This is a genomic window from Paenibacillus glacialis, assembly GCF_001637205.1.
In the GTDB taxonomy this organism is placed as follows: domain Bacteria; phylum Bacillota; class Bacilli; order Paenibacillales; family Paenibacillaceae; genus Paenibacillus_AQ; species Paenibacillus_AQ glacialis.
Genome location: NZ_LVJH01000044.1, coordinates 1 through 21,696 on the forward strand (window position 1 = coordinate 1; position 21,696 = coordinate 21,696).

The window sequence follows — 21,696 nt, forward strand, 5'->3', positions numbered from 1 at the left end:
GGGCTTCTTGGGCTTCTTGGGATGCTCTCTTATTACATATTAAATTACAATAATCATCTTATTTATAAGATCAGTCATGGCGTCACCAATCTCTTTGGCAATGATAGCTGCAAAAGCTTGATTTGCAAATATCTTTTTAAAGTTTTCTTGCATCTCTCGCATGGTCTGGTCATAGCTGATAGGCTTTTGATAAACCTGTTGATTCTTGTCAAATTCTTGAACCAAATGTTCCACTTCTATATCTGTAAGATTATCCACAACCGTACCAATAACCTGTGACTCATAGAGTATAGAAAATCAGGGATTTCGTTACATAGAACTTTGTTCAACATAGCTTTCATATTGATGCTAAAGTTACCGCAGACATTAGCTCTAGTCGTATGACCTTGACCCCCTTTGCAACTTGTTATAATATGCAACTACACTTCTTCCACTAAGAGTATACTTTGTTGTTATCGTATAACCATTCACGATGGCTTTATCCTCAGTAAGGATAATCTGTATTGATTTAAAAATACTAGAAATCAATTCTCCTTCAATCTTCATTTCTACAGCTGGAGCATCCGCATCAATAGCAGTAACAAAGAGTGGGGTTTTAATACCATTAGGTAGAACTCGCATTTGCGTGAGCCACGTCACCTGAAGACATAAACAATACATTTGAGCAACAATGTCACATCTCAATCATTAATTTCGAACCATCAATATCATCCACTTCACATGTCTGGTGTGCTACAACACAATCAAAGCAATACAAAAAAAACGACATCTCTGCCGTTTCTAATTTAAAGCGTGGTGGAGCTAGGCGGAATCGAACCGCCGACTGATCGCTGCCAGCGAGCTGTTTTCCCCCTAAACTATAGCCCCTTATTTAGTTGTGACCAAAGTCAACAACTTGAGCTAAGCTCCCTAGTTAAATCTTATTGCTCGTTTTTCATTCCTTGGGTTGTGTGAACACTACAGGGCGCGCTCCCAGCTGAGCTAAGCCCCCATCCTTTATAACTTTCCTCATATTCATTTCTTTGGGTAGTGTAACCAACCAGCACATACTACTATCTATAGGTGCTTCACAATCATAATTATGGATCAGTCCAATTAACTCCGACCATAAACACCGTTCTTCGTTAGATCTATTTTTCAGTTATCATGTTCCACCGTGATAACTACATTCCCCTTTTTGTGTCCTTTTTCAACATATCGATGTGCTTCGGGAATTTGTGCCAGCGGATAACGTCTATCTATGACTGACTGTATCTTCCCCATCTCCAGAAGCTCTTTGAAGAATTACTGGATAATCAGCAAGCCTATTAACTTATAATCTTATCTTAAAACAAAAAACGCCTAGTTTCCCAGACGTTATATAGTTAATATTTGGTGGAGCTAAATTGTCCTTTCGTACCACCAGTGTGCAGTACTCTACATGTCAGAGGAACTGCAACAAAATCAAAGCAAAAAAATGGCATCTCTTATAAAGGCGATCTTTCTCTCAATATGAACGAAAAGTCGCCTTTATAATTGGGAATAAACGATATGAAATTAAACGCAAATTTTTCAGTACCGTCGTTTTGAACAGGAGTCATCTTTTTTAATTCACACTGATACCTGTAGTTATTGCGATAGCGTACGACCTTGCGCTACCATTGAAATATTAGTGTAATCGTGAAGAAAACTTAATAACTGGTATAACATGATAAACGGCCATCTGTAAAAGCAACGACTAGATAAGGACCTCGTTATTTTAGTGGAGTCAACGAACGTATAAGTCTTGTTAGCCCTTTGTTTTCTGTGAATTCACGGAAATGACATCCTTCCAATCACCATTTGTAAGAATTTCCGCATCATCGCCTACAAAAGCACGCATTGCCTGTGAATCCCCCATTAACTGATATCTCATCCAGGCTGTCAGATACCCTCTATGCTTACCACCGTCCTGTTCAATCGCTGTATGCCCTGCCCCTTTTGCCAACGCCATCATAACCTGAATATCCAGATTTGCGTGACTCACCGCCAGCTTATTTGAAGATGCAGGTGAGACGATAAAATCACGGGTTCCACCCATAACAAAAAATGGAACCTTCAGGGCTGACGTATCATAGACATCCTCTGGATCGCACCATTTTAAGTCCGGAAGAGCAATCGATACAACGGTTTTGATGACAACTCCGCGATCAAAATTTGTGTGGGCGTTAATTACGCCTGTGGAGCCCTGAGAATGACCTGCAGCTGCTATTTGATCTGATTGAACCTTCTGATAGAACAGGCTGGTAGGAGCATCATTTTCAGCCAACATATATTCAATGGCATCCAGAATTTCTTTCCCTGTTCCGGTCGTTGTGCTGTACGTATCGATGACAACAAATCCCCAACTGGCTAGGTGGAGGAACAGTTCATCATATTGTTCGGGCAGTGCTCCCGTTCCGTTGCCCCAAGCAATTAGCGGATGCTTGGAATTCGGTAATTGAGGGTAGTAGATTTTATACAACTTCTCTCCTACTTCGTCCGAGATATCCACAGCTTCCACTTTGTACTCGCCTGGCGACGCATATTTTTCTTCGATGCTACCCAGTTCAAAAGTAGCAGGGACCGAGTGAACTTGTAGAAAGGATACGATGGAGAATGATACTAAAATAATTGAAATAATGCCAGTCGTCCCTAAAAACCATTTGTTTCTGAGCACCCTTTTGATTTGTAACATACGATCTCCTCTCACTATGAAGTCAGCCATAAACGTTATCCAAATTGTACGATTGTGCCGGGTGAGCGTAGTGGTACTCCTTATTAGTTTTCATAGTTGTTTAGTTGGCTTATTATACCACACGTTCGTTGATACAATATAGAAAAGCATAGGACAAAGAAATAGAGGGTAATGGAATGCCCCAGGGCAGAACGTACCAGCACTCATCACTGATGGTGCAGAGAAGCGGATCGGTCAACTCAGATGGGGTTAGTACCGAGCTCGGCAAACGACGAGAAGATTGGATACAAAATGATAAATGCTCGGTCAGTAACAATTATGGAAAAACCGGCATTCAAGAAATTGCTGATTCTGAAGAAAAGAACTTAATACCTGCAGATGGCTTTTATGAATAGCTACAACTTGGAGAGAAGTCGAAGCCCATACGAATTATGCTTAAGAATAAAGAGATATTCTCATTGCAGCCCTCTTTAATACTTGGGTGTTACCTGTATCCAGCAGAAGAAATGCTGGCGTATCCAGTTTCTCCAAAGGTGGGGAATGTCAAGAACGACAGTGTAGACTGTATAGAAAAATTCGTAGCATAACCAATTTCTCTAATCAGGCAAAGCTATCACAAAAATTGTGGAGCCTTGCCTTTTCGAATTTTCTGCATGTATTCTTCTCAGATGGAATATTTGATCTTTGAATTTATTTGGTTATATCCAGTCCAAAATCCAACCTGAAAATTGATCAATCTAAACTAAGCAAGGGAATGTTTCGCTTATTGAAATTTTGCTTTTCACTTGATTTCATTCAAGTTAAAGTATTAAAAATGACAATCGTATCAAGGGGAAAATATTAAAGTTCGATCCATCGCTACAATATGTATTTATAAGTAATTACGAACCGTTAATTTTGAACTAGCTCAAAATCTTTCCGCAAGCAACAGAATTGCGGAGCAGTGAAGGAGCGGGCCGCGATTCGCCGACGCAGCTCGTCGAGACGGTTATGCTACCAATTGGAGCGATAGCTACAACTTTATTTTCATTTAACACCAAGACCACCATGATTCGTTCCAAGTCATCTGTCACGATCATCTCCTCAATCCCAACCCTATCTCCCAAGAAAACAAATAACGCGTTGGCAAGAGAAGGATTATCTTCTGTAGCAACGCGTTAAATTGTTCAAGGATACACTGTTTATTACTTAGGTACGACCCGTATCCATACCTCGGAATAGCAATGAGCATTCTCTCCATAATACAATTCTAGCTCGTATTCATCGACATGATTATATGATGCTGTCGGCAACCACTCTGTATAGATTCTCTTAATTAATTCTTGAATGACAACACTTGTGTCTTCCTGTGAGTGTTCTCTTGTTCTGAAGATAGCCCATGTGGATGCAGGAACTTCCAACATCGTATAACCTTCCGCGTTACAATGATCTGCCATATAGGTGAACAGCATATATCGAAAGGAACTATCTTCCTTGCCATCATTACTCCAACACACGGCGTTAATCGGACTAAGTTCGTCTTCTGGCTCCTTTTGAGTTGAAAGAGAAAGCTTCTCGAGGCTTCCATCCTGCACGCTGTCGATCCAGAATTGTGGTATGTCTATAAGATGTTCCCCTTGATCCGCTGTGAACACACGATCGATGCCATACACTACAAATGCTTCTTTTTTAATAATTCGATAATCCATTGCTACATCTCCTCGAATTGATATATGAAAAGAGATCCGGGGATACGCTTTCAGCATGACCCCTTCCCCGCGGGCCGAGGTCGGAGTCAATCCATGTAGCGCTTGAAAGGCACGCGCGGATCCCCCTCCTTTCATAAATATCATAAGGTGTATAGCTTGTCGTTGCCGTGCATTTCTTGCTTGTTGCTGCTAGGTATTATGAATGGAGACCGTATGCTCGAATTCGATCAGTGCAGATCAAAGGAATTGCTCTTACGAATCGGTTGCGTAGCATTCACGGAGATTTCAATCTCACATATCCCACTTTCTCAACCAGCTCTTGCCCTTGGGGTCCTTGCATCCATGCTAGAAAAGAAGCAAGCATCGGCTTAGGCTTATCCTTCTTCAATGTGATTACATATAAATTGGCGGTAAATGGGTAACTGCCATCTGAAATATGAATAGAATTGGGCTCTACGTCAATTGATGGCAAGCAGTTTAATACCTGTGCTTTGATTCATCCCTGTTGCGAAGAAACGAAATGAAAACCCAATCGAATCTTCATAATTCCGATAATCAGCCACTTGCTCTAGTATTCCGCCCATACCACGTGGCACTTCTTCTTTCAGGGGTTTGATTATAGGTGTGTCAGCCATAATCTTTTCCAAAAGGGTCTGACTTCCCGAATTTGCAGGACGTTGAAAAGCAATAATCTTCTTGTTATTTCCACCAACTTCCTTCCAGAATCGGGTCTTACCAGAGTATATGTCCTTAATCTCTTGTACCGACAAACCCTTGATTGCATTATTGTTGTTCACAAAGAACACGAATGCTTCCTTCCCAATGGGTGTCATGAGGAGTTCGTGTCCACTGGCCTTTGCCATTTGCAGCTGATTGGCAGACGGCTCTGCTCCAAAGTAAATATCAACCTCTCCTTTTAACAACCGTTCGTAAGCATTAATGGTGTTAGTAAAGCTGACGAATTCCCCCATAGAGTTATCCCCTAAACCTTCTTGCGGGTATGTTGCCTGAGCAAAAGCAGAGTAGACGGGAAAAGCCGCTTCCGCTCCGTCCAATACAAGCATGTCTTTGGGATCTTCAATGCTGAATGTCGCTTTTTCTGCAAGCTTGGGTAATCGGTTGCTTGGATTTAATACATCATACGGCCATAAGTCAGTACTAGAGTAACCTCCTCCATAATTAAATCCATAGGAAGGGAGAACGGTTTGGCTACGCTGCCACTGTACGGCACTCCCGACTCCAAATGCTAGTAATACAATGACAGCTACCGAGATCAGCTGTTTACGCTGAATTACAATTCTTGGTTGCCGTGTTCTCTCTTTAATGAAATAACCTAGTAAAAAGGCCGAGTAATAAGAGAAAGGTGCAATTGCATACAAGATTCCTACCCCTAGTAATGAAGTCATAAAACTAATCGGGAGAAATGGGATTTGCAAGAAAGAATGCCCCCCCATATGTAACTTCCATAAAATCCACCACTGACTAACATACATACAGCCCATAGCATAACGGTATATCCGAATGGAAAAACAACTGGCAAATATCGTTTCCCAAAACTCTCCGGAAGATGTCTATCCCATGCGGCTAATACACCGGCCGCTATGCCACTTATGCTCATCGCCACGACAACAAGGATAGTCAAATTCAAATTTCCACTCATCAACATCAAGGTCATTATTGAAAATCCAAACGGAATCACACCACAGTATAATAACAATATGCGTAAGATATATCCCATCAAAATCACTCCTTCGAAGTTTAGCGACGCGACAAAACAACTGACAGCACTTCACATGTGTGGACTTGGTGAAAGGATATACAAATAGGAATAGATTCAATTTCGACTTCACCTCAAAGGAATCATCAGGGTCACCCATATCTTAATTTCCTCATTTAGATGTTTCATCTTCAAGTAATTTGGTGATCTTCTCTTGATTAACATCAGGAATGAAATTTCTTTAATAGTTATCTATTGATTTCCAGTGAAACCAAATGATTCGACCTTTCCAATCTAGTTACGTATGTGTGAATCGTTAATGAGGAAAATTCATTTGAAAACCCTTTTTTTGGGATTCAATCATATAGTAACATTAATATAGTATTTAAATCTGATTTTAATGAAACTAAATAGACTCATAGTTTTAGATAGCCATTGCATGGAAAAAAACCACTTTAGAAGAAGTGGTCACCCCGCTATTAAAGTAAACTTGGACATGAATTGATTAACATTGCACCTAAAAAAGGTACAGCCCTTCAGTAGTTATCTACTAAAGGGCTATACCTTTTTCAAATTTAGAAATTCAATTGTGGATTAAGGCTTTTGAACCCACTGTTCTCCGCCATCCGTTTTTTTCTCAAAAATGTGGTCTACAGAAGCTTCTTCAATATCGCTTAGCGCCCAGTGCGTATTTGCAACATCTTTAAATGGCGACTGTTCGACCCCGCTCTGAGGACCTCTACCAAGCGCCTTATTCATCATTGTAACGGCTTCGGCACGTGTCAGTGTTTTCTCAGGTTGGAATGATCCGTCTTGATAACCGCTAACAATTCCTGCGCCTTGCGCTTTCTCAATGTACGCTTGTGCCCAGTGGCCCGCAATAACTGTGAACCCAGCGGTACTTGTGTGCTGTTCACCACTTGTTAAGGATGACAATATGCTTGCCATCTCTGCGCGGGTGATAGATTGATCCACTTTAAACGTTCCGTCTGCATAACCTTTCATGAGCCCCATTGCTGTTACCTTGGTAATTGCGTCTTTTGCCCAATGCGTGGAGGGAACGTCACTATAAGTCAGATTAGCGATCTTTTCATCCCGCGAGACGACTCTGGCCAATAGAGTTGCTATTTCAGCACGAGTCATTTGATTCTCTGGCTTGAACATACCGTTTTCATAGCCGTTCATGTAAGCAGCATGCTGATTGTTAGTCGTTAAACCTGGCACATGCATTAGTGTAAACGTACTAAACTTATTGACAGAAACTTGAAAGCCCATATCTCCTTTATTGTTGTAAGGAACAAGTGTGCCTTTAAGCAATTGCTTCGTTCCGTCGCTATGCTCAATGTAGACGGCCAAGTGCTTCATTTCAGCTGGACTTAAAGCTATTCCTCTCAAAGGCATCACTAAAGTAACGTTTCGGTTCTGCACATTGGTTTCAATCGTCATCGGACGACCGACAACTGTTGCTTTGGTATTACCTATCGCTGCCTTTACGATCGCTTCATTATTGGCGCGGTTATTGATTTCTTTTTTCTTCGCTTCATCCTTAATCGGGAACAAACGGAAATACCATCCGTCAGTTAAACTTTGTAAAGAATCGCTTGGAATCTTAACCGTTGCATTATCGGTAGTAATCCCAAAATCAATTTTGGCATCGGAGATCATTTTATTGGCTTCCTTCGAAATGGTGACAAGAACTTCCGACACTTGATCTTTCACGTCTGGAATAACGATGCTCGCAGAGCTGGAACCCGCTGCAATGATGTTCTGTACCATTTTCTTTGCATGTTCTTCAGAAAAAACCACTTGGTCTTTCTTGCTACCGTCCGATTTCGTAGTGGTGTTAATCACAGCAGAGGATACTACGCGATTCGTCTTCGAATCTAATACGTTAAGCGTATTTTGCTGTAGCATCACAGGTTCATAGTTACTTGAAGAACCAGAAGAACTTGGCGTCTCTGTTACTACGCTATTGATCGTCAAATACACGGTACCTGAGATGGAATCCACTTTCCCATCGTTAGCCTTGTATGTGAAAGTGTCTGCCCCTAACGCGTCCGTATTAGGTTTATAAGTAAAAGCCCCGTCTGCAGCCAAATCTACTGATCCTTTGGTCGGCGATGTGACGAGACTGAATGTCAATGCATCTCCATCCGTATCCAAACCGTACACAACTCCAGTTACTGAAGTCCCTATTGTCGTCGAATATGTAGCGTCTGTTACTGTTGGGGGATGATTCGTAGGCGTGGCATTATTTAAAGAATCCAATGCCTTTTTCAAGTCAGGATCAAGACTTTCGAAGATATCAAATGTCGCTGACGCATTCGGTGCTAAATTACCGAGCGCTCCTGTTACACCGACATTTTGATCTCCCTGCACTTCGGCTGATTTCAATTTATTTCCGTCAGCTTGATAAGCTGCATCACTATAAGGGTCATAAGCGTTAATCGCAGCTCTCGCCCGCTTGTCCGCAGACATCAGAATGAAAGCATTGCCTGTAACCGGCCCTTTGGAGATAACAATGGCCTGCGCATCGGACGGAGGATTGTTGGGGACAGAGTTCAAGGTATCAAATTGGTTATTTAAGTCTGCATCAATGTCCGGATCTACAATACGCATATAGCGAACGTCGTAGAGTGTTTCAGAACTCAAATTCGTTAGCTTAACCCCTAGTTTAAAATATTTGTCATTCACGCCGAATGAGATTGTTTGTTCTACTTTGATTGTCCCATCTTTTGTTGTTCCGGTCGTCTTTGCACTAAGAATATCCCCGTTGGATAAATCTTCATTTGCCGTACTCAGAATATCGATATTTCCTGTTCGTTCTGCATTCATAAAGCTAGTGATAGCTCCTGTCTCTGATCCAGTTCGACTTCCAACCACAAATCCTTCAAAGGGATTCCCTGGTAGAAAAAAATCGCCACTCGTCATTGGGTCACCGTTATCAAAGCCATCCCCATCTACACTAAACCCGATATTCGATCTGCCGTTCGTAGGATGGAAATTGATCGGGGCTGCGCTATTCGAACCAAACGAGCCACTTTTCGAGATCCCCATTTCAATATAATTCCCGCCCAAAAATATATCATCGTTCACTTTTTGATGTCTTGCGCCAGGTAAAGCCGCGTGAGCATCATTCGGCAATATGACCGAAGGCCCTAGCAATGTCACGATGAACATGAAAGCTAACATTTTTCTTTTTTTCATAAAGATCCTCTCCGTCTCTGTAATACATTTTGTTGCTCTTTGAGCTATCCTACAATCCAAAACCAAATATTCTTGTTAACTCAACGTTCCCCTTCCTATACCTTCTACTTGAACCTTCAAGCGTTCTCGGAATAATTATACTTATCCAGACTCACAAGATTCTCACAAATCGTCATTGTTTGTCGGAAAAACGAATATGCTGATAGTGAATGTGGCAGAGAGCCAACGTTCAGATCCGGAGCTCCCTCTGGTGCAGCAGCTAGTCTTGTAGAAGCGTAAGGTCCTGCCCATGCGGGCGTCTGAACGCCTAGCCAACTAGCTCCCAACCCCGCGACCAGTAACAACAGTACCATCATTTTGCAACCTATCCTTTTTATCGACGATGACATAATCAGCCTCCAACATTCGGCATTTTGGGATAACGCTCAATTTTCAATGGAGAACATATCACAAACATTTGAACGGAGAGTGAAACAAGGGGAGTTTTCCCCTACCATGTGTCATTGTCGATTTCTTATAGCGGGCCTTATATCAATAAAACACGATTTTTCTATTTACCTGGCAGAGGGCATAGTGTATACTTCTTGAATAATATCTTTATTGATAATGATTATCATTATCTAAATAATTTTTTCATCTTTGAAAGGGGCCATACTTCAACATGTTTAGAAACACGCGCACGCTTGCATTCCTTTGTATGCTGCTTATTTTAATAATGTTGTCTGCCTGTGGTACGGTAGCAACGCCTCCTGCCCAGACATCAGAATCCAGTCAACCGGCAAACAAAACGGAGACCGATAAAGCGGTAACACGAATCTTCAAAGACGTTCAAGGCCGAGAAGTTAAAATTCCAGTCACCCCGCAAAAAGTCGTGTATGTCGGCAGTAACCCGGGTGATCTGCTGGCAATTGGCATCAAACCGGTTGGAGCAACACTTAGCGTCATCGCCAGCCAGATTGCTTATCCCGAGATGATTGAAGGGATTACGGATGTTGGTTATCCCTACTCGCAAGAAAAGATATTGGCCTTAGAGCCAGACCTTATCATTTTTGATGACTGGGATGTGAAGGGACTTGCACCACTGGAGAAGATCGCGCCCACCATCGTTACCGGATTGGATGACGCCACGCCTACCAAGGAACGAGTAATGCTTACAGCAGACGTGCTTGGACGTACTGAAGCAGCCGAAGCATGGTTCAAAACATATGAAGAAAAAGCGGCCGCTACCAAGAAAAAGCTGCAGCTTAAAGGGAATGAAACTGCCGTATCGCTGCTCCTAATGGGTAAGAATATGTTCATCATGGGCAACCAAGGCTTAAATACGACGCTGTACGGACAGCTTGGATTCAAGCCTTCAGCAGGAACACAGCAACTTGTCGATAAGAATGAGCGCTTTGTTGACATTTCTAGCGAAGTACTCCCCGACTATATGGGTTCCGATATTTTTATCCTGAACGACTCCGTTTCTGAGACAGTGACCGCTCAGAACACATTAATGGACAGCGCCATTTGGAAGACGATTCCCGCTGTCAAGCAAGGGCATGTGTATACCTTGAACAGCAAGTTTAACTATGATGATCCGATTACACTGGATCTGCTGTTGGACGAGATCGTCCAGGTGATGTCCGGAGCCGGAAAGAAATAACAACATGTTGGTCAAGCAACATAAAGCCGCTTGCGTTAACTGCGCAAGCGGCTTTATTTCTGCATATAATATCTAGGTCTCGTTGCTTAAATCGTAATTCAAGCCTCCCTCCGTATCCCCTAGCAGACCTGCCCATTCCTGACAGCCATCAGGCAGATTACTGGAGCGATTTAAAATGTTGTTCCGCCCACGGCGTCATTGAGATATTTCTCAAGCTAAAGGCCCTACTTATTTCTAAGGATCTCTTTTTTAGAGGAATACTCTAATTGGATTGTAATATATTCTAACTGTCTGGTTAGATACGGCGAAACGTCACCAATTTCAGCTATTGCTTCTAGCAACGCAAAGGTGTGCCCACCCCACGATCCTAGTGGATCAAACACTTGCCTGCCAATCCGCAAGTTCTGATGTGATTAAGCTGCTCAGTCGCTGAACTCCCTCATGAAGCAGTTCAGTCGGCAGCGGTTTGTTCATGCGTCGAGACCATTCTGCCAAGAAGGACATCCCCCTCAAGATGTCATACTCAAAAAACCTAGGAAAGCACGGCTTCAGCCATTCCATATCGATGATATGTCGATCTTGTCTGGAGCATACAAGACGATGTTCTATCAAATAACGTGCGCCTTGATCCAAGAAATGTTCTTCCTTCTCGGTAAAAGCACGGTCTGTATATCGCAGAATGGCCTCAAGCGGAGGAAGTGTTGAAACCATAGAGCTCTTATGAGAATGAATATAGGCAGCAGGATCGCAGTTTAATCCACCATCAGGCAGCTGATGCGTTAAGAACCACTCGCGAATCCAAGGTAGCTCCTTATCCAAATCACAGCCATATGCCATTAATATCATATAGTACACGGCAAGCTCACAGTGGCAGCAATCCATCTTCATTTTGTCAGCTTCACTCGTTGGATGGTCATTGTCAGATATAACGAAAACAGGCCACGTTTGAGCTTCGAGCCAATATTTTGCTCTGGCAATTGCGAATTCGGGAATTTGTTTCACTTCACCCATTTCATAAAGAGCGGCCATATGCCACCAGGTCCCATGCCACCAGGTCCCATCCCACTTTCTACGACTGTCCTCACACCGATCAATCTCTACATCTGGAGTAGATTCAAGAAATCGTATCGATTCTTCGATTGCAGAGCGAAGTATTTGATGTGTTTCCATCTCAATATCCCCCATCTTGTTTATCTCTTTCGATTTATAGCAAATAGCATCCCCTATGTCCGATTCATAACAATCCATGAATAGAATGTACATGCTTATCTGACGTGCCTGAACATTCTTTAATATTAGTTTAATGCAAAATAAGATTTACTTCTCGTTAAATTTATACTGTATTTTAATTTTAATTTATATTTTGCTTTCATCTATCTTTCTGTTACCCATGAATCGATATATGGTTGGGTACCAGTCATCTCTATCCGCGGAGAACTCAAAACAGTTTATATTTTTATTGCTTAAGAAAGGAATCATTTCATTGTCGATGAACGCTTCGATTGATTAATCAAAGTAAGTGTTGCTAGCACTTCCCATAAAATTGAAACCTTCCAATCCGCTAGACCAAACTGCTGCAGATGAAAAGATGCAGGTACAATCTAATTAATTGTCCTATATCTTTAGGTTCTCTCCCAAAATTCTTGAAAACGTTGTTCAATCACAGGTTCAATCAAGTCATAATTTTCCCATGTATTAGCAACATGATAAAATGTAAGTCCAACTCCTTGAAAGGTATGGACATAGTCTTCCGCTGTATAAAAATCCTTTTGAATATTCAAATATTCATTCACGAATGGTTTAATCTCATCAGAAAGTTCTTGGGTTGAAAACACGCCATCCAGACATTTCTGATAAAATTCAGCACCCGTAAGCTTCTTCTTCTTTACTTTCTCTATTTCAGTAGCGAAATTTTGCCCTATTTCCTCAGTAAACCAATTATTTTTAATTAACCAAGTGATGAACATGCCCGTAGCTGTGTACGCAGCATCTTTTGTTAAATCCTTCGGGAAATCCCCTTCATAATGCCACTTCGCTTTATCTAATACATTATCCTCAGGGATCATAATCGTATCTATAATCGATTCAGGCTCTTCGATATATCCTTTCGCTTGGTATTCCATAGTCAACTGCTCAAGCTGATGAACCGCTTCTTCTTTTGGATATTGTTTATACACCGCATTAGTGGTTTTCTTATGTAATGTTAAGCGGCCTTTCACGATATTTAAAATATCTTGACCTGACGAAGTCTCCGTGATCATGAGATGGATATAATTTTTATAATTTTTGCTCGGTTTTGTAAGCAATATTCTCTTTATTCTCTTCAGATTCAATTCTCTTTCCTCCTTATAAATTTCTTAAATGTGATCGGAAAGTTACAAATTCTCTTCAATCGCAATTTCATCCACATGCTCTAGCGTTCCTATCACCCACCGACTTACATAATCTATAAATTCAGCGCTAGATGGGTTATTCAGTGCAAGTCGCGTCCAATGCTTCAGGATCATTTTCCATTCTAGCTTACTAATAAAATTCATGCCAGTGTCATCAAAATCCTCAAAATCTGTCCCCTTACGCGAATATACCGCCTTGATTCCATCATATAAAAGATGAAAATCCTCACGATATATCCATAAGCCAATACCCAAATTTTCACGCCAACGTCCCTGCTCATCTTCTGCATAAGGAAGCAAATGATAGACAATTTCTCCATCCGCACGATGATGAAATTACTGTACATCGATGGATTTTCCCGTTTGCTTGATATGAAGTGTTACGACGGGCCGGGCCATATGTTCATTCATTTGCACAATTATTTTCTCGAATTTCTTCCATCTGCTGTTATCTTCCAGACGATTAAAAAAGCTGCATTTCAATAGAAAATGTCCTCTCCATCTCTCTTGCTCCGCCCATTCAAAAAGAAATAATTCTTTAGTCATTCGATCCGGTCTGCCTGTATTTATCCACTCCAAATAAACGGTTTCCTCTGGGTGATCTTTCATATATATAGAAGGGAAAATAGACACGGAGGAACAAATCCGTGCCTTCCATTAATAAATTACCCGCTTCACCAAACTTGATATCGATAATCAAGAGGTCATGAAATAGGTGCGAACAACAAGGGGCTTAGGTTTATTCCTTCCCCTTCCTTGTTAGTAACACTGTACACTCCACATGTGTCGAGTGTACAGTGAGAAAACTCATTTCCAAAAAAAAGACCCGTCAGCGACCGGGGAAGACCTTTCAGGTTCGTACGATTCCTCATCATTAACCTAAGAAGGCAATCGAACGTTTTACTTTTCTTGCAAATGCAACGGGATTATCGATCGACTCCCAGTGAATATACATAAGACGTGGATTCTCAAACAGCCAGTGATTATGGACTGCTGTTACTTTGATCCCGTTCCTGCGAAGGTTTGACAGCAATCGATTGACTTGGTTCTGGAAGAGGGCCGTTTCCCCTAAACACAGTGCGCGGCCTGAACTGTCCAGTGATTCAAACGAGAACAGTTGATAACGGACCAATGGAGATGTGGTACGTCTTCCTAAAATTGAGGCGTTTACTATCCTGTTTCTGGTGACAAAACAAACCGGACCCTTTGTAATTTCATGCTCAGTTCCACCTAAAATGGTTGAAAATTGGTTACATAGTCTTCTAAAACGGGGACTTGCTTTCACGTGTTCCTCCATACGAAATCATCCTTTCGGAATAAGTTAAGAATACAACTTCACCGTTCCACTGCATTAACCCAAGAACGCAATGGATTCTTTGGTTTTTCTAGCAAACGCAACAGGATTGTCAATGGCTTCCCAGTGCATATACATTAAACGAGGGTTTTCATTTAGCCAGTGATTATGAAGCGCAGTCACTTTTATCCCACGTTTACGGAGATTCGAAATCAATCGATTCACTTGATTTTGATGTACGGCAGTCTCGCCCAAACAAAGCGCGCGGCCCGACTTATCTAGAGATTCAAACGAAAACATTTGCATTTGCACCAAAGGCGAGCGCGTTCTTCTTCCCAGAATCGTCTCCCTTAAGTTCGTCATGCGCATGACAAAACAAACCGGACCTGCATCAACTTCCGATTCACCACCTAGAATTTTTCCGAATTGCATACAAAGTCTTTTGAATTGCGGGCTAACCTTCACTTTTGCTGCCATATAAGTCCTCCTTTACTCATTTTCGAAGTATCTTATGATCAAAGAAGAAAAGTGTGTGGACGAAACACTGAGGATAAACGAATACAAATAGGGTGTAGCGTTGATCATTCACGCACTTACCCCGAAAATCCAAAACTCTTGTCAAAAGAAAAAGCCGAGCGAAAATCAGGATAAATACCTGAATCTCGTCGGCTTAGTGGGAAATGTATTTTTTTCAGAGGCAGTGGGACGATAGAGACTACAACTACTACTTTTTACAATGGGGTACATGCATTTTTAGACTATAATTATTCAATTCTCTCTACTGAGCCTCTTCCTCTTATAGACCTTTCCAGCTTAGCATCTCCAGCCCATTTTTCAAATGTTATAACAAAATGCGCCGGTGACTTCTCCACCGGCGCATTAAATATGTCATCGTCAAATTTCCAAAGGATATACGATGAGGTAAGATACAGCCTTAATCGAAACAGATTGCCCTGCGATTATCAGTTGTTTTCTGCAATGGCTTTGTAAGCAGCTAAATCTGTATATACTTCCACTTGGAGCGGATTACGTTTATGCTTAGATATTTTGTAGAAGTGATATACAAACACAGCAATATTAGCTGCCAAGGATAAACTGCCCACAACCCATAAGGCTGTTTCGCTGTGAGATGATTGCACGGCAAACTTGGACTCCCCGACAAACATTGGGAAAGACATGGTAAACATCATCCAAATAGCCAAAGTCTGTGCACGATGTTGTAACCAAGCACCTTTTCTGAAGAAAAATGCAGGAATTGTACATGAAATTAACAATGCTGCGCCTGCATAGAAAGCGTGATCGGATACAGCATTATATACATAGGCAAAGTTCCAAATATCATAGGCAATAATCCAGAACCAAAGTTGGTCAGGCCACAACATATCTTTATACTTGTCTTTACTAATGATAATACCCATCCAACCAGAAATCGTAATAATGTTCAGAATACCTGCAACCCCATTCATGATGTTCCAAGGTCCTCCAACCATCATAACGCCATCTACCATACCATTCAAACTATACACTTGGAAATCACGAATAACAGCTTCCAGAATGTTGACTGCCAATATAATTGCTGGGAACATCAAAAGATACTTGTTAGTACTCCAACCTTTAACAAATCTGATAGCTAGGAAACCTAAACATCCTGCCAATGCAGAATAAACTTTTACCCAGTGAAACCACGTTCCAACGCTGGAGCCTTCACCTGCTGTATTTGGCCAAACCGCCAAGGTAAGAATAATCGGTAATACTAAAAACAAAAAGATCGAAATCCATTTACTCCTACGAGCTATTTCATTTACAAACATTAAGCCAGCAAGTACTGCTAACCACATTAGAGCAGAGTACCAAGGTATGGATTCAAATAGAAACATGACTAACCCCTCCTTAATTTATGTTGAAATCATTTGACTTAACTTGAATATAGCCTATTGGTTATTCCTCCATCAAATCGTTAAGAACATTGATTTATCAATGATTTACAAGTTTCCTTTCGAGTTACATTTACATATTAATTCACTCTTTTTTTATTTAACAACATTTTTGAAGGCCGACAAAACATCGATATATTGGATAAAATCAAAGGATCTAAACCAAAGAAGGAGAATTTGTTATGCGAGGGTTTAGTTAATGGTGCTTTTAGGATATCTAGTTGTAAATATGACTTGAAAGTAAAAAAAACAGATGTATCGACAAAACTTCTTTGTCAACACATCTATTAATTGAATTTCCATCATTTTTTACCACTGTAAATCTATCAAAAAAATCGTTCTACCAAGTATTTCGCATAAACGATACAATTCTCAAGGGTGGGAAAATTCATAATTTCTCCAGCATAGTAAATATTGTTTCTTCCCTGCATTTGATCAAGTCGCTCATAAAAACCTTCACGCAGGGCAACAGAATCTACATGTGGAAATTGCCTCCACCTCTTCATCATGTACAGACGAATGTTCTCTCCTCCAAGCTCCCGAAGTTTTTTCTCTACCGTCTCTCGCATCTGAGAATCTGTCATCGCTTCATTCTCCACCACATAAACGGTAACCAGATCTGTAGCTCCCAGATCTGCCCACCGATAATACCAAGCCATCATATGTCCCTTTCGGTCAGGATACATGTTATCGGGAATATATCCAGAAAGCTCTGGAATACCTTCCACCCTGTAGGCGTAGACCCGAAATCGCTCATAGATGATCCTCTCAAATAATGTCTTGTCCGTCGGAGACAATTGAACCATGTGACTGATATGGTGCAAGGAAGCCGTATAAATAACTTTATCAAAATATAGGATATCTTGGCTTGTTTCCACCCTTATCTCACCATTTTCTTCTTGCTCCATATGGAGCACCTCACAAGTCAGTCGTAGATCCTCTACTTGGTCTGCCATGCGTTTTATTAGTTCACTGACTCCCTTGGGCCATGTAATCATGTGGGTGATTTCGATAAAGGACATTAGATTATCGTAACTCAGAAATTTCAAAACGTACGCAGCAGGCACATCATGAATACTTCCAAATCCAAAAGTACTAAAGTAGTGCATATATACCTGATTAATGACAGACAATTCATTTTCTTCGCACCATGATGAAAAAGGCTGACACAATTCCTTTGGCAAATGTAGAAAACCCGGCTCTTTTAGAGTCTCGTATTGGCTCAAAATATCCGGCAGCCGTTTGAATTCCTCAATAAAAACCTGCATCTGATCCATGGGAATCTGCGAAGTTTTCCTCCCATGAATATCGAAGAATCCTCGTTCTAATAGAGGTCCCTCGTCCATGAGGTCAAATTCCTTCATGAGTTCCATCGTATTTTTATAGGATGGTAGACCGATAAGAGTACCCATCTCATATGTTTTTCCTTTGTACTCGATCGAATGACACTTTCCACCTACTCGATCATCTTTCTCTAGGATGGTGATGTTAGTATATCCCTTTTTCGCCAACTGATAGGCAGTAGTAACACCAGAAATTCCGGCACCGATGATACCAATCTTCTCTTCACACTTCACATTGGCCATCTTTCATTATCTCCTTGTAAACAACCAGAGCGGCAAGGTCTCTTGTTGACCCGTATATTCAAGTACGACATCCGATGGTATTTGCCCTTGATTAGGTCCGTCTGTAATTACCCTGCTGAAGTTGTAGTGTCTTAAAAACTCATGTAACCGCTTTTCTAGTAACTCAAAAGAATCTATGGTATCATCTGCCCAAGCTGGTTGATAAAATTCCTTCGTCAACACGGCCACAAATGCTTCCAAAGGCTGAAATATCTCTTTGTTTTTTGCTGTAAAGGCCACTTGATTAATACTATTTTTATGTAAAAATTCAGTGTATTTATGGCTTCCTCTATCCCAGTTTGTTGTAAATTCCCGACTTTTATTGGTCACCAGGTTGTCGATTTCAAAGTGCAATGTCTTCATCAACGGTATGATTTTAAAATTCATAAAGTCGATAAAGTGAATGGTGGCCTTACGATTATAAAGCTTGACTAGCCCTAATCTGGAGTAGACATCATATATCACATATTGATATACCCTTCCGATTTTAGGGAAAACTCCCATATAATGAATACTCTGTTGACACATATAACCGGGGTAGGCATTTTTCGGATTTTTCATCTTATAGTCTAGGTGCTTCTGCCTCTCCTTACCCCCATGAGATTTACAAATTTCTCTGTTTTGCCCCTTCTTTTCTTTCATCTCTTTGGCGTAACTCTCTCGCTGCTCCCTCTTGCTTAGCCCGTTTCTCCTTAGCACATTATAAATACCAGACTCCCCTACCTTTACTCCCTCATCCTGAAATTCATAGTAAATTCGCTTAGGCCCATCCTCAGGGAACTTTGCGACGTACTTTAAAATCAGATTCTCTGTTCGTTTATCTACCTTATTTGGCATTACGGGCGTTCTTTCTTTCTCCGCAAGCCCTTCCATGCCATGTTTGTTATATGCATTATACCACTGGTAATAAATTGTTCTGGAAATCCCAAACTCCTTACAGGTTTTGGTCACATTTTTGCTGGTGGTTCCTTGCATGATGATTTGATATTTAATTTTCTCATTCAACCCATTCAACCCCTTGTACAAATCCTACTAAGTTTATGTAGACTAGTGAATAGAGAACGGACCGCAACATCTGCTATTTTATTCAAAAATGGATACCGAATATTCCACGATTCCTCTCTTTTACTTAGCCATTCCATTTATGCAAAGTAAAAGTAAGATACATACGTTCCCTTCTATTTTATCACAACATTTAGTATATAAGCTCGGGTGACACTCACCTTTATGACAGTACCTGTACTAAAAGTGCGTACTTACATATTTACAGTGCAATCTTTATAATCAAAAAAGGAAATAAATAAGAATTAAGGAGGACAGATCTTTGAAAACTCTTGTTATCGTAACACACCCAAGCATAGAAACATCCGTCATGAATAAGCAATGGGTAAAAGAACTCAAAAAATATCCAGAAAAGTATACTGTTCACGAATTGCATAAGGTTTACCCTGATGGAAACATAGACGTGGAAAAAGAACAAAAATTGGTTGAATCGCATGGCAATCTTGTTTTGCAGTTCCCTATATATTGGTTTAATTGTCCGCCTCTCCTTAAAAAATGGCTTGACGATGTTTTAACTTATGGGTGGGCTTATGGTTCAAATGGAGGCGATAAATTAAAGAATCGCAAAGCTGCTTTAGCAGTATCTGCCGGAATTAAAAAAGAAGATTATAGTGAAGAGGGAAGATACGGCTACACACTTGAACATTTATTATCTCCTTTTGAAACTACTTTCCTATACTGCAATGCAAATTATCGTTCGTTCTTTGCGTTTTATGGTACGGAAAATGAGCCTGGTGAAAATGTGCCTGGTACAGAAGATGAGCCTTCTGCAAGCCAATTGGAAAAAAGCGCACTAAATTATTTGAATTTTATTGACAACCTTTAAAGATGGCTTTATTAAAGCTGCTATAAAAAAGAAGTATTTCCTTGTTCAGGAGATACTTCTTTTGATTTAAAAAAATAGCTATGGCTACCGCTGTACAGCCTCCAGAGCTGGCGAACTGTTTTTCTCTCCCCACTCGCACATCATATTTAACAATGGAATGAGAGAAAGACCGCGTTCAGATAATGAATATTCAACTTTTGGAGGTACTTGTGGAAATTCCTTACGTATGATAAGGCCATCTGCTTCCAGCTCTTTTAACATGATGCTTAGCGTTTTAAAGGAAATGGTACCGATACATCGCTTCAGCTCATTAAACCGCACAACTTTATTTTCAGACAGCCAATACATAATGATCATTTTATATTTACCGCCTATTAAGGACAACGCGTATCCAAAGCCAGTGTCTTTTAGTTTCACGCCAGTCGGAACACAGGTTTCGCGCACAAGTAACACTCTCCTTTTGGTAAGTATATGATATAAATATTCATACTTTACAATAGATCATTATGCAATCTTATTGAAAGGATGTAAATGGCTATAAAATTTGCTATATCCTAAATTTGAATAAACTTTAGAAACGGAATTGGACCAGAACGATGGCAGACACTTTACGTTCTGGCCGCGTACGTGAACGCGGAGGGTGAGTGTTGGCCGAAACAGTCAACGGCTGCCCAAGTGCTCGGTGTCTCGTAAGGCGGAGAAGGTTTTAGTTGAAAAGAACTGCCGATGATGCTGGAATCCTCTTCTCATTGCGTTATAGTCTCCCGTTAGAATTCCTGTAGAGTCATTAATTTAGACTTTGAATAAAATAAAGCGCCTCTGTAACATGGGAGTTGGATATGGGTCTACAGCCCTTTTAATCTCACCATTTAGGAGGTCGCTCTACTATGAAGTTTAAAGCTCAGGACAAGCAAAATCAACTCATTGAAAACATTTCCTCTTTGCATCTGGTTGTCGGTGTAGATATTGCCCAGCAGACGCATGTCGCTCGCGCAGTGAGCTATCGGGGAATTGCTTTGGGATCGCCGCTCGAGTTCGACAGCCATGACGAGGGCTTTCGCCTGTTCGGACGCTGGATTCAAGATCTGCTCAAGTCTTATAAGCTGAGCAAAATCATTGTGGGTATGGAACCCACCGGCCATTACTGGCTGAGTCTGGCTCGCTGGCTCTCAGGCAAAGGAATTCAAGCTGTTCTCGTGAATCCCCACCTCGTTAAAAAGAACAAAGAAAATCGCGACAATACCCCATCAAAAAGCGACCGCAAAGACGCACTCGTCATCGCGGATATGGTTAAGAACGGCTACTATTCCCCTGTACGATTTAACCCGGAGGCCTACGAGGAGCTACGGATTCTCATGGCCAATCGGGACACGGTTACTAAACGGCTTAACAGTGCTGTTAACCAGATCCATCGCTGGGTAGATATTGTGTTCCCTGAACTTCGGCATGTCTTTAAAATTCTCACCTGCACTAGTGCCATTGCCACTTTAAGGCTGTTTCCTCTCCCGAAGGAAATTAGCCGATTAACAACAGATCAAGTCATTGCTGGTTGGAAAACATATGTCAACCGTCATGCAGGGTTGACGGCGGGCCGAGCAGCTGATTGTAGT

The 21,696-nt window shown here is 41.1% G+C and carries 24 protein-coding genes, 1 tRNA gene and 1 pseudogene; 4 read left to right on the plus strand and 22 right to left on the minus strand.

Going from position 1 to position 21,696, the window contains the following annotated elements:
• Positions 1-39 precede the first annotated feature (39 nt).
• The 5 genes and pseudogenes from PGLA_RS19320 to PGLA_RS19335 form a co-directional block, all read right to left on the minus strand.
• On the minus strand, positions 40-258 hold the full coding sequence (locus tag PGLA_RS19320; protein WP_068536035.1) for a hypothetical protein: 219 nt from the start codon (positions 256-258) through the stop codon (positions 40-42).
• 114 nt (positions 259-372) lie between these two features.
• On the minus strand, positions 373-639 hold the full coding sequence (locus tag PGLA_RS19325; protein WP_211269589.1) for a hypothetical protein: 267 nt from the start codon (positions 637-639) through the stop codon (positions 373-375).
• A gap of 154 nt (positions 640-793) precedes the next feature.
• Positions 794-867 (minus strand) — tRNA-Ala (locus PGLA_RS19330).
• 270 nt (positions 868-1,137) lie between these two features.
• A pseudogene (locus tag PGLA_RS27030) lies at positions 1,138-1,284 on the minus strand (zinc-binding dehydrogenase); the annotation flags it as partial.
• Between the two features lie 484 nt (positions 1,285-1,768).
• The gene (locus PGLA_RS19335) at positions 1,769-2,695 is read right to left on the minus strand and encodes a poly(ethylene terephthalate) hydrolase family protein (protein WP_068536039.1); all 927 of its coding nucleotides are present in this window, start codon (positions 2,693-2,695) and stop codon (positions 1,769-1,771) included.
• A gap of 176 nt (positions 2,696-2,871) precedes the next feature.
• On the opposite strand from PGLA_RS19335, the gene PGLA_RS29825 reads away from it, so the two are divergent.
• Positions 2,872-3,090 (plus strand): hypothetical protein, encoded by a 219-nt coding sequence (locus tag PGLA_RS29825; RefSeq protein ID WP_068536041.1) that lies wholly within the window; start codon positions 2,872-2,874, stop codon positions 3,088-3,090.
• A 507-nt stretch (positions 3,091-3,597) separates the two neighbouring features.
• On the opposite strand, the gene PGLA_RS28160 is transcribed toward PGLA_RS29825, so the two are convergent.
• From PGLA_RS28160 to PGLA_RS19360, 7 genes are all read right to left on the minus strand, one after another.
• Positions 3,598-3,801, minus strand: a complete 204-nt coding sequence (locus tag PGLA_RS28160) for a hypothetical protein (RefSeq protein ID WP_161487960.1) — start codon at positions 3,799-3,801, stop codon at positions 3,598-3,600.
• Between the two features lie 78 nt (positions 3,802-3,879).
• Positions 3,880-4,383 (minus strand): GyrI-like domain-containing protein, encoded by a 504-nt coding sequence (locus PGLA_RS19345; RefSeq protein WP_068536043.1) that lies wholly within the window; start codon positions 4,381-4,383, stop codon positions 3,880-3,882.
• Positions 4,384-4,657: 274 nt separating this feature from the next.
• Complete coding sequence (locus PGLA_RS29155; RefSeq protein WP_245700170.1) at positions 4,658-4,855, minus strand: type 2 periplasmic-binding domain-containing protein; 198 nt, start codon at positions 4,853-4,855, stop codon at positions 4,658-4,660.
• Complete coding sequence (locus tag PGLA_RS19350; protein WP_245700172.1) at positions 4,842-5,819, minus strand: PstS family phosphate ABC transporter substrate-binding protein; 978 nt, start codon at positions 5,817-5,819, stop codon at positions 4,842-4,844. Before PGLA_RS19350 ends, PGLA_RS29155 begins: the two co-directional genes overlap by 14 nt.
• A complete protein-coding gene (locus PGLA_RS29160) occupies positions 5,786-6,121 on the minus strand; it encodes a hypothetical protein (protein ID WP_245700174.1) in 336 nt (111 codons plus the stop codon). The genes PGLA_RS19350 and PGLA_RS29160 overlap by 34 nt, the downstream gene beginning before the upstream one ends.
• A 573-nt stretch (positions 6,122-6,694) precedes the next feature.
• A complete protein-coding gene (locus PGLA_RS19355) occupies positions 6,695-9,307 on the minus strand; it encodes an S-layer homology domain-containing protein (protein ID WP_068536045.1) in 2,613 nt (870 codons plus the stop codon).
• A 116-nt stretch (positions 9,308-9,423) separates the two neighbouring features.
• Positions 9,424-9,696, minus strand: coding sequence for a hypothetical protein (locus tag PGLA_RS19360; protein ID WP_068536047.1), 273 nt, complete (start codon positions 9,694-9,696; stop codon positions 9,424-9,426).
• A gap of 272 nt (positions 9,697-9,968) precedes the next feature.
• On the opposite strand from PGLA_RS19360, the gene PGLA_RS19365 reads away from it, so the two are divergent.
• A complete protein-coding gene (locus PGLA_RS19365; protein ID WP_068536049.1) occupies positions 9,969-10,952 on the plus strand; it encodes an ABC transporter substrate-binding protein in 984 nt (327 codons plus the stop codon).
• A gap of 375 nt (positions 10,953-11,327) precedes the next feature.
• Here PGLA_RS19365 and PGLA_RS19370 read toward each other — a convergent pair whose 3' ends face one another.
• The 9 genes from PGLA_RS19370 to PGLA_RS19410 form a co-directional block, all read right to left on the minus strand.
• Entirely contained in the window at positions 11,328-12,122 is a 795-nt protein-coding gene (locus tag PGLA_RS19370) for a hypothetical protein (protein ID WP_245700176.1), read from the minus strand.
• A 452-nt stretch (positions 12,123-12,574) separates the two neighbouring features.
• Positions 12,575-13,285: a DUF7832 domain-containing protein gene (locus PGLA_RS19375; RefSeq protein ID WP_084411299.1), complete on the minus strand. Its 711-nt coding sequence runs from the start codon at positions 13,283-13,285 to the stop codon at positions 12,575-12,577.
• A 42-nt stretch (positions 13,286-13,327) separates the two neighbouring features.
• On the minus strand, positions 13,328-13,645 hold the full coding sequence (locus tag PGLA_RS19380) for a hypothetical protein (protein WP_068536051.1): 318 nt from the start codon (positions 13,643-13,645) through the stop codon (positions 13,328-13,330).
• Between the two features lie 36 nt (positions 13,646-13,681).
• Positions 13,682-13,954, minus strand: a complete 273-nt coding sequence (locus tag PGLA_RS19385; protein WP_161487961.1) for a hypothetical protein — start codon at positions 13,952-13,954, stop codon at positions 13,682-13,684.
• A gap of 265 nt (positions 13,955-14,219) precedes the next feature.
• Positions 14,220-14,642: a DUF1259 domain-containing protein gene (locus tag PGLA_RS19390; RefSeq protein ID WP_068536055.1), complete on the minus strand. Its 423-nt coding sequence runs from the start codon at positions 14,640-14,642 to the stop codon at positions 14,220-14,222.
• A 54-nt stretch (positions 14,643-14,696) separates the two neighbouring features.
• Complete coding sequence (locus PGLA_RS19395; protein WP_068536057.1) at positions 14,697-15,116, minus strand: DUF1259 domain-containing protein; 420 nt, start codon at positions 15,114-15,116, stop codon at positions 14,697-14,699.
• A gap of 485 nt (positions 15,117-15,601) precedes the next feature.
• Positions 15,602-16,516 carry a DUF5692 family protein gene (locus PGLA_RS19400; protein ID WP_044875599.1) on the minus strand — a complete coding sequence of 305 codons (915 nt, stop codon included), beginning with the start codon at positions 16,514-16,516 and terminating at the stop codon, positions 15,602-15,604.
• Between the two features lie 383 nt (positions 16,517-16,899).
• Entirely contained in the window at positions 16,900-18,159 is a 1,260-nt protein-coding gene (locus PGLA_RS19405; protein WP_068536059.1) for an FAD-dependent oxidoreductase, read from the minus strand.
• Positions 18,160-18,165: 6 nt separating this feature from the next.
• Complete coding sequence (locus PGLA_RS19410; RefSeq protein WP_068536061.1) at positions 18,166-19,203, minus strand: helix-turn-helix domain-containing protein; 1,038 nt, start codon at positions 19,201-19,203, stop codon at positions 18,166-18,168.
• 319 nt (positions 19,204-19,522) lie between these two features.
• Here PGLA_RS19410 and PGLA_RS19415 point away from each other — a divergent pair, with 319 nt between their 5' ends.
• Positions 19,523-20,086: an NAD(P)H-dependent oxidoreductase gene (locus PGLA_RS19415; protein ID WP_068536063.1), complete on the plus strand. Its 564-nt coding sequence runs from the start codon at positions 19,523-19,525 to the stop codon at positions 20,084-20,086.
• Positions 20,087-20,170: 84 nt separating this feature from the next.
• On the opposite strand, the gene PGLA_RS19420 is transcribed toward PGLA_RS19415, so the two are convergent.
• The gene (locus tag PGLA_RS19420) at positions 20,171-20,530 is read right to left on the minus strand and encodes a winged helix-turn-helix transcriptional regulator (protein WP_068536064.1); all 360 of its coding nucleotides are present in this window, start codon (positions 20,528-20,530) and stop codon (positions 20,171-20,173) included.
• 443 nt (positions 20,531-20,973) lie between these two features.
• Between PGLA_RS19420 and PGLA_RS19425 the strand changes: the two genes are divergently transcribed.
• The coding region (locus PGLA_RS19425; RefSeq protein WP_145939614.1) for an IS110 family transposase at positions 20,974-21,696 on the plus strand (723 nt) is incomplete at its 3' end.

Excerpts from the sequence above, each read along its gene's own strand:
- PGLA_RS19355 (WP_068536045.1), bottom strand. The coding sequence starts at position 9,307 with ATGAAAAAAAGAAAAATGTTAGCTTTCATGTTCATCGTGACATTGCTA.
- PGLA_RS29825 (WP_068536041.1), top strand. The coding sequence starts at position 2,872 with ATGCCCCAGGGCAGAACGTACCAGCACTCATCACTGATGGTGCAGAGA.
- PGLA_RS29160 (WP_245700174.1), bottom strand. The coding sequence starts at position 6,121 with ATGGGATATATCTTACGCATATTGTTATTATACTGTGGTGTGATTCCG.
- PGLA_RS19395 (WP_068536057.1), bottom strand. The coding sequence starts at position 15,116 with ATGGCAGCAAAAGTGAAGGTTAGCCCGCAATTCAAAAGACTTTGTATG.
- PGLA_RS19335 (WP_068536039.1), bottom strand. The coding sequence starts at position 2,695 with ATGTTACAAATCAAAAGGGTGCTCAGAAACAAATGGTTTTTAGGGACG.
- PGLA_RS19400 (WP_044875599.1), bottom strand. The coding sequence starts at position 16,516 with ATGTTTCTATTTGAATCCATACCTTGGTACTCTGCTCTAATGTGGTTA.
- PGLA_RS19390 (WP_068536055.1), bottom strand. The coding sequence starts at position 14,642 with ATGGAGGAACACGTGAAAGCAAGTCCCCGTTTTAGAAGACTATGTAAC.
- PGLA_RS19405 (WP_068536059.1), bottom strand. The coding sequence starts at position 18,159 with ATGGCCAATGTGAAGTGTGAAGAGAAGATTGGTATCATCGGTGCCGGA.
- PGLA_RS19370 (WP_245700176.1), bottom strand. The coding sequence starts at position 12,122 with ATGGAAACACATCAAATACTTCGCTCTGCAATCGAAGAATCGATACGA.
- PGLA_RS19365 (WP_068536049.1), top strand. The coding sequence starts at position 9,969 with ATGTTTAGAAACACGCGCACGCTTGCATTCCTTTGTATGCTGCTTATT.
- PGLA_RS19385 (WP_161487961.1), bottom strand. The coding sequence starts at position 13,954 with ATGAAAGATCACCCAGAGGAAACCGTTTATTTGGAGTGGATAAATACA.
- PGLA_RS19360 (WP_068536047.1), bottom strand. The coding sequence starts at position 9,696 with ATGTCATCGTCGATAAAAAGGATAGGTTGCAAAATGATGGTACTGTTG.
- PGLA_RS19345 (WP_068536043.1), bottom strand. The coding sequence starts at position 4,383 with ATGGATTATCGAATTATTAAAAAAGAAGCATTTGTAGTGTATGGCATC.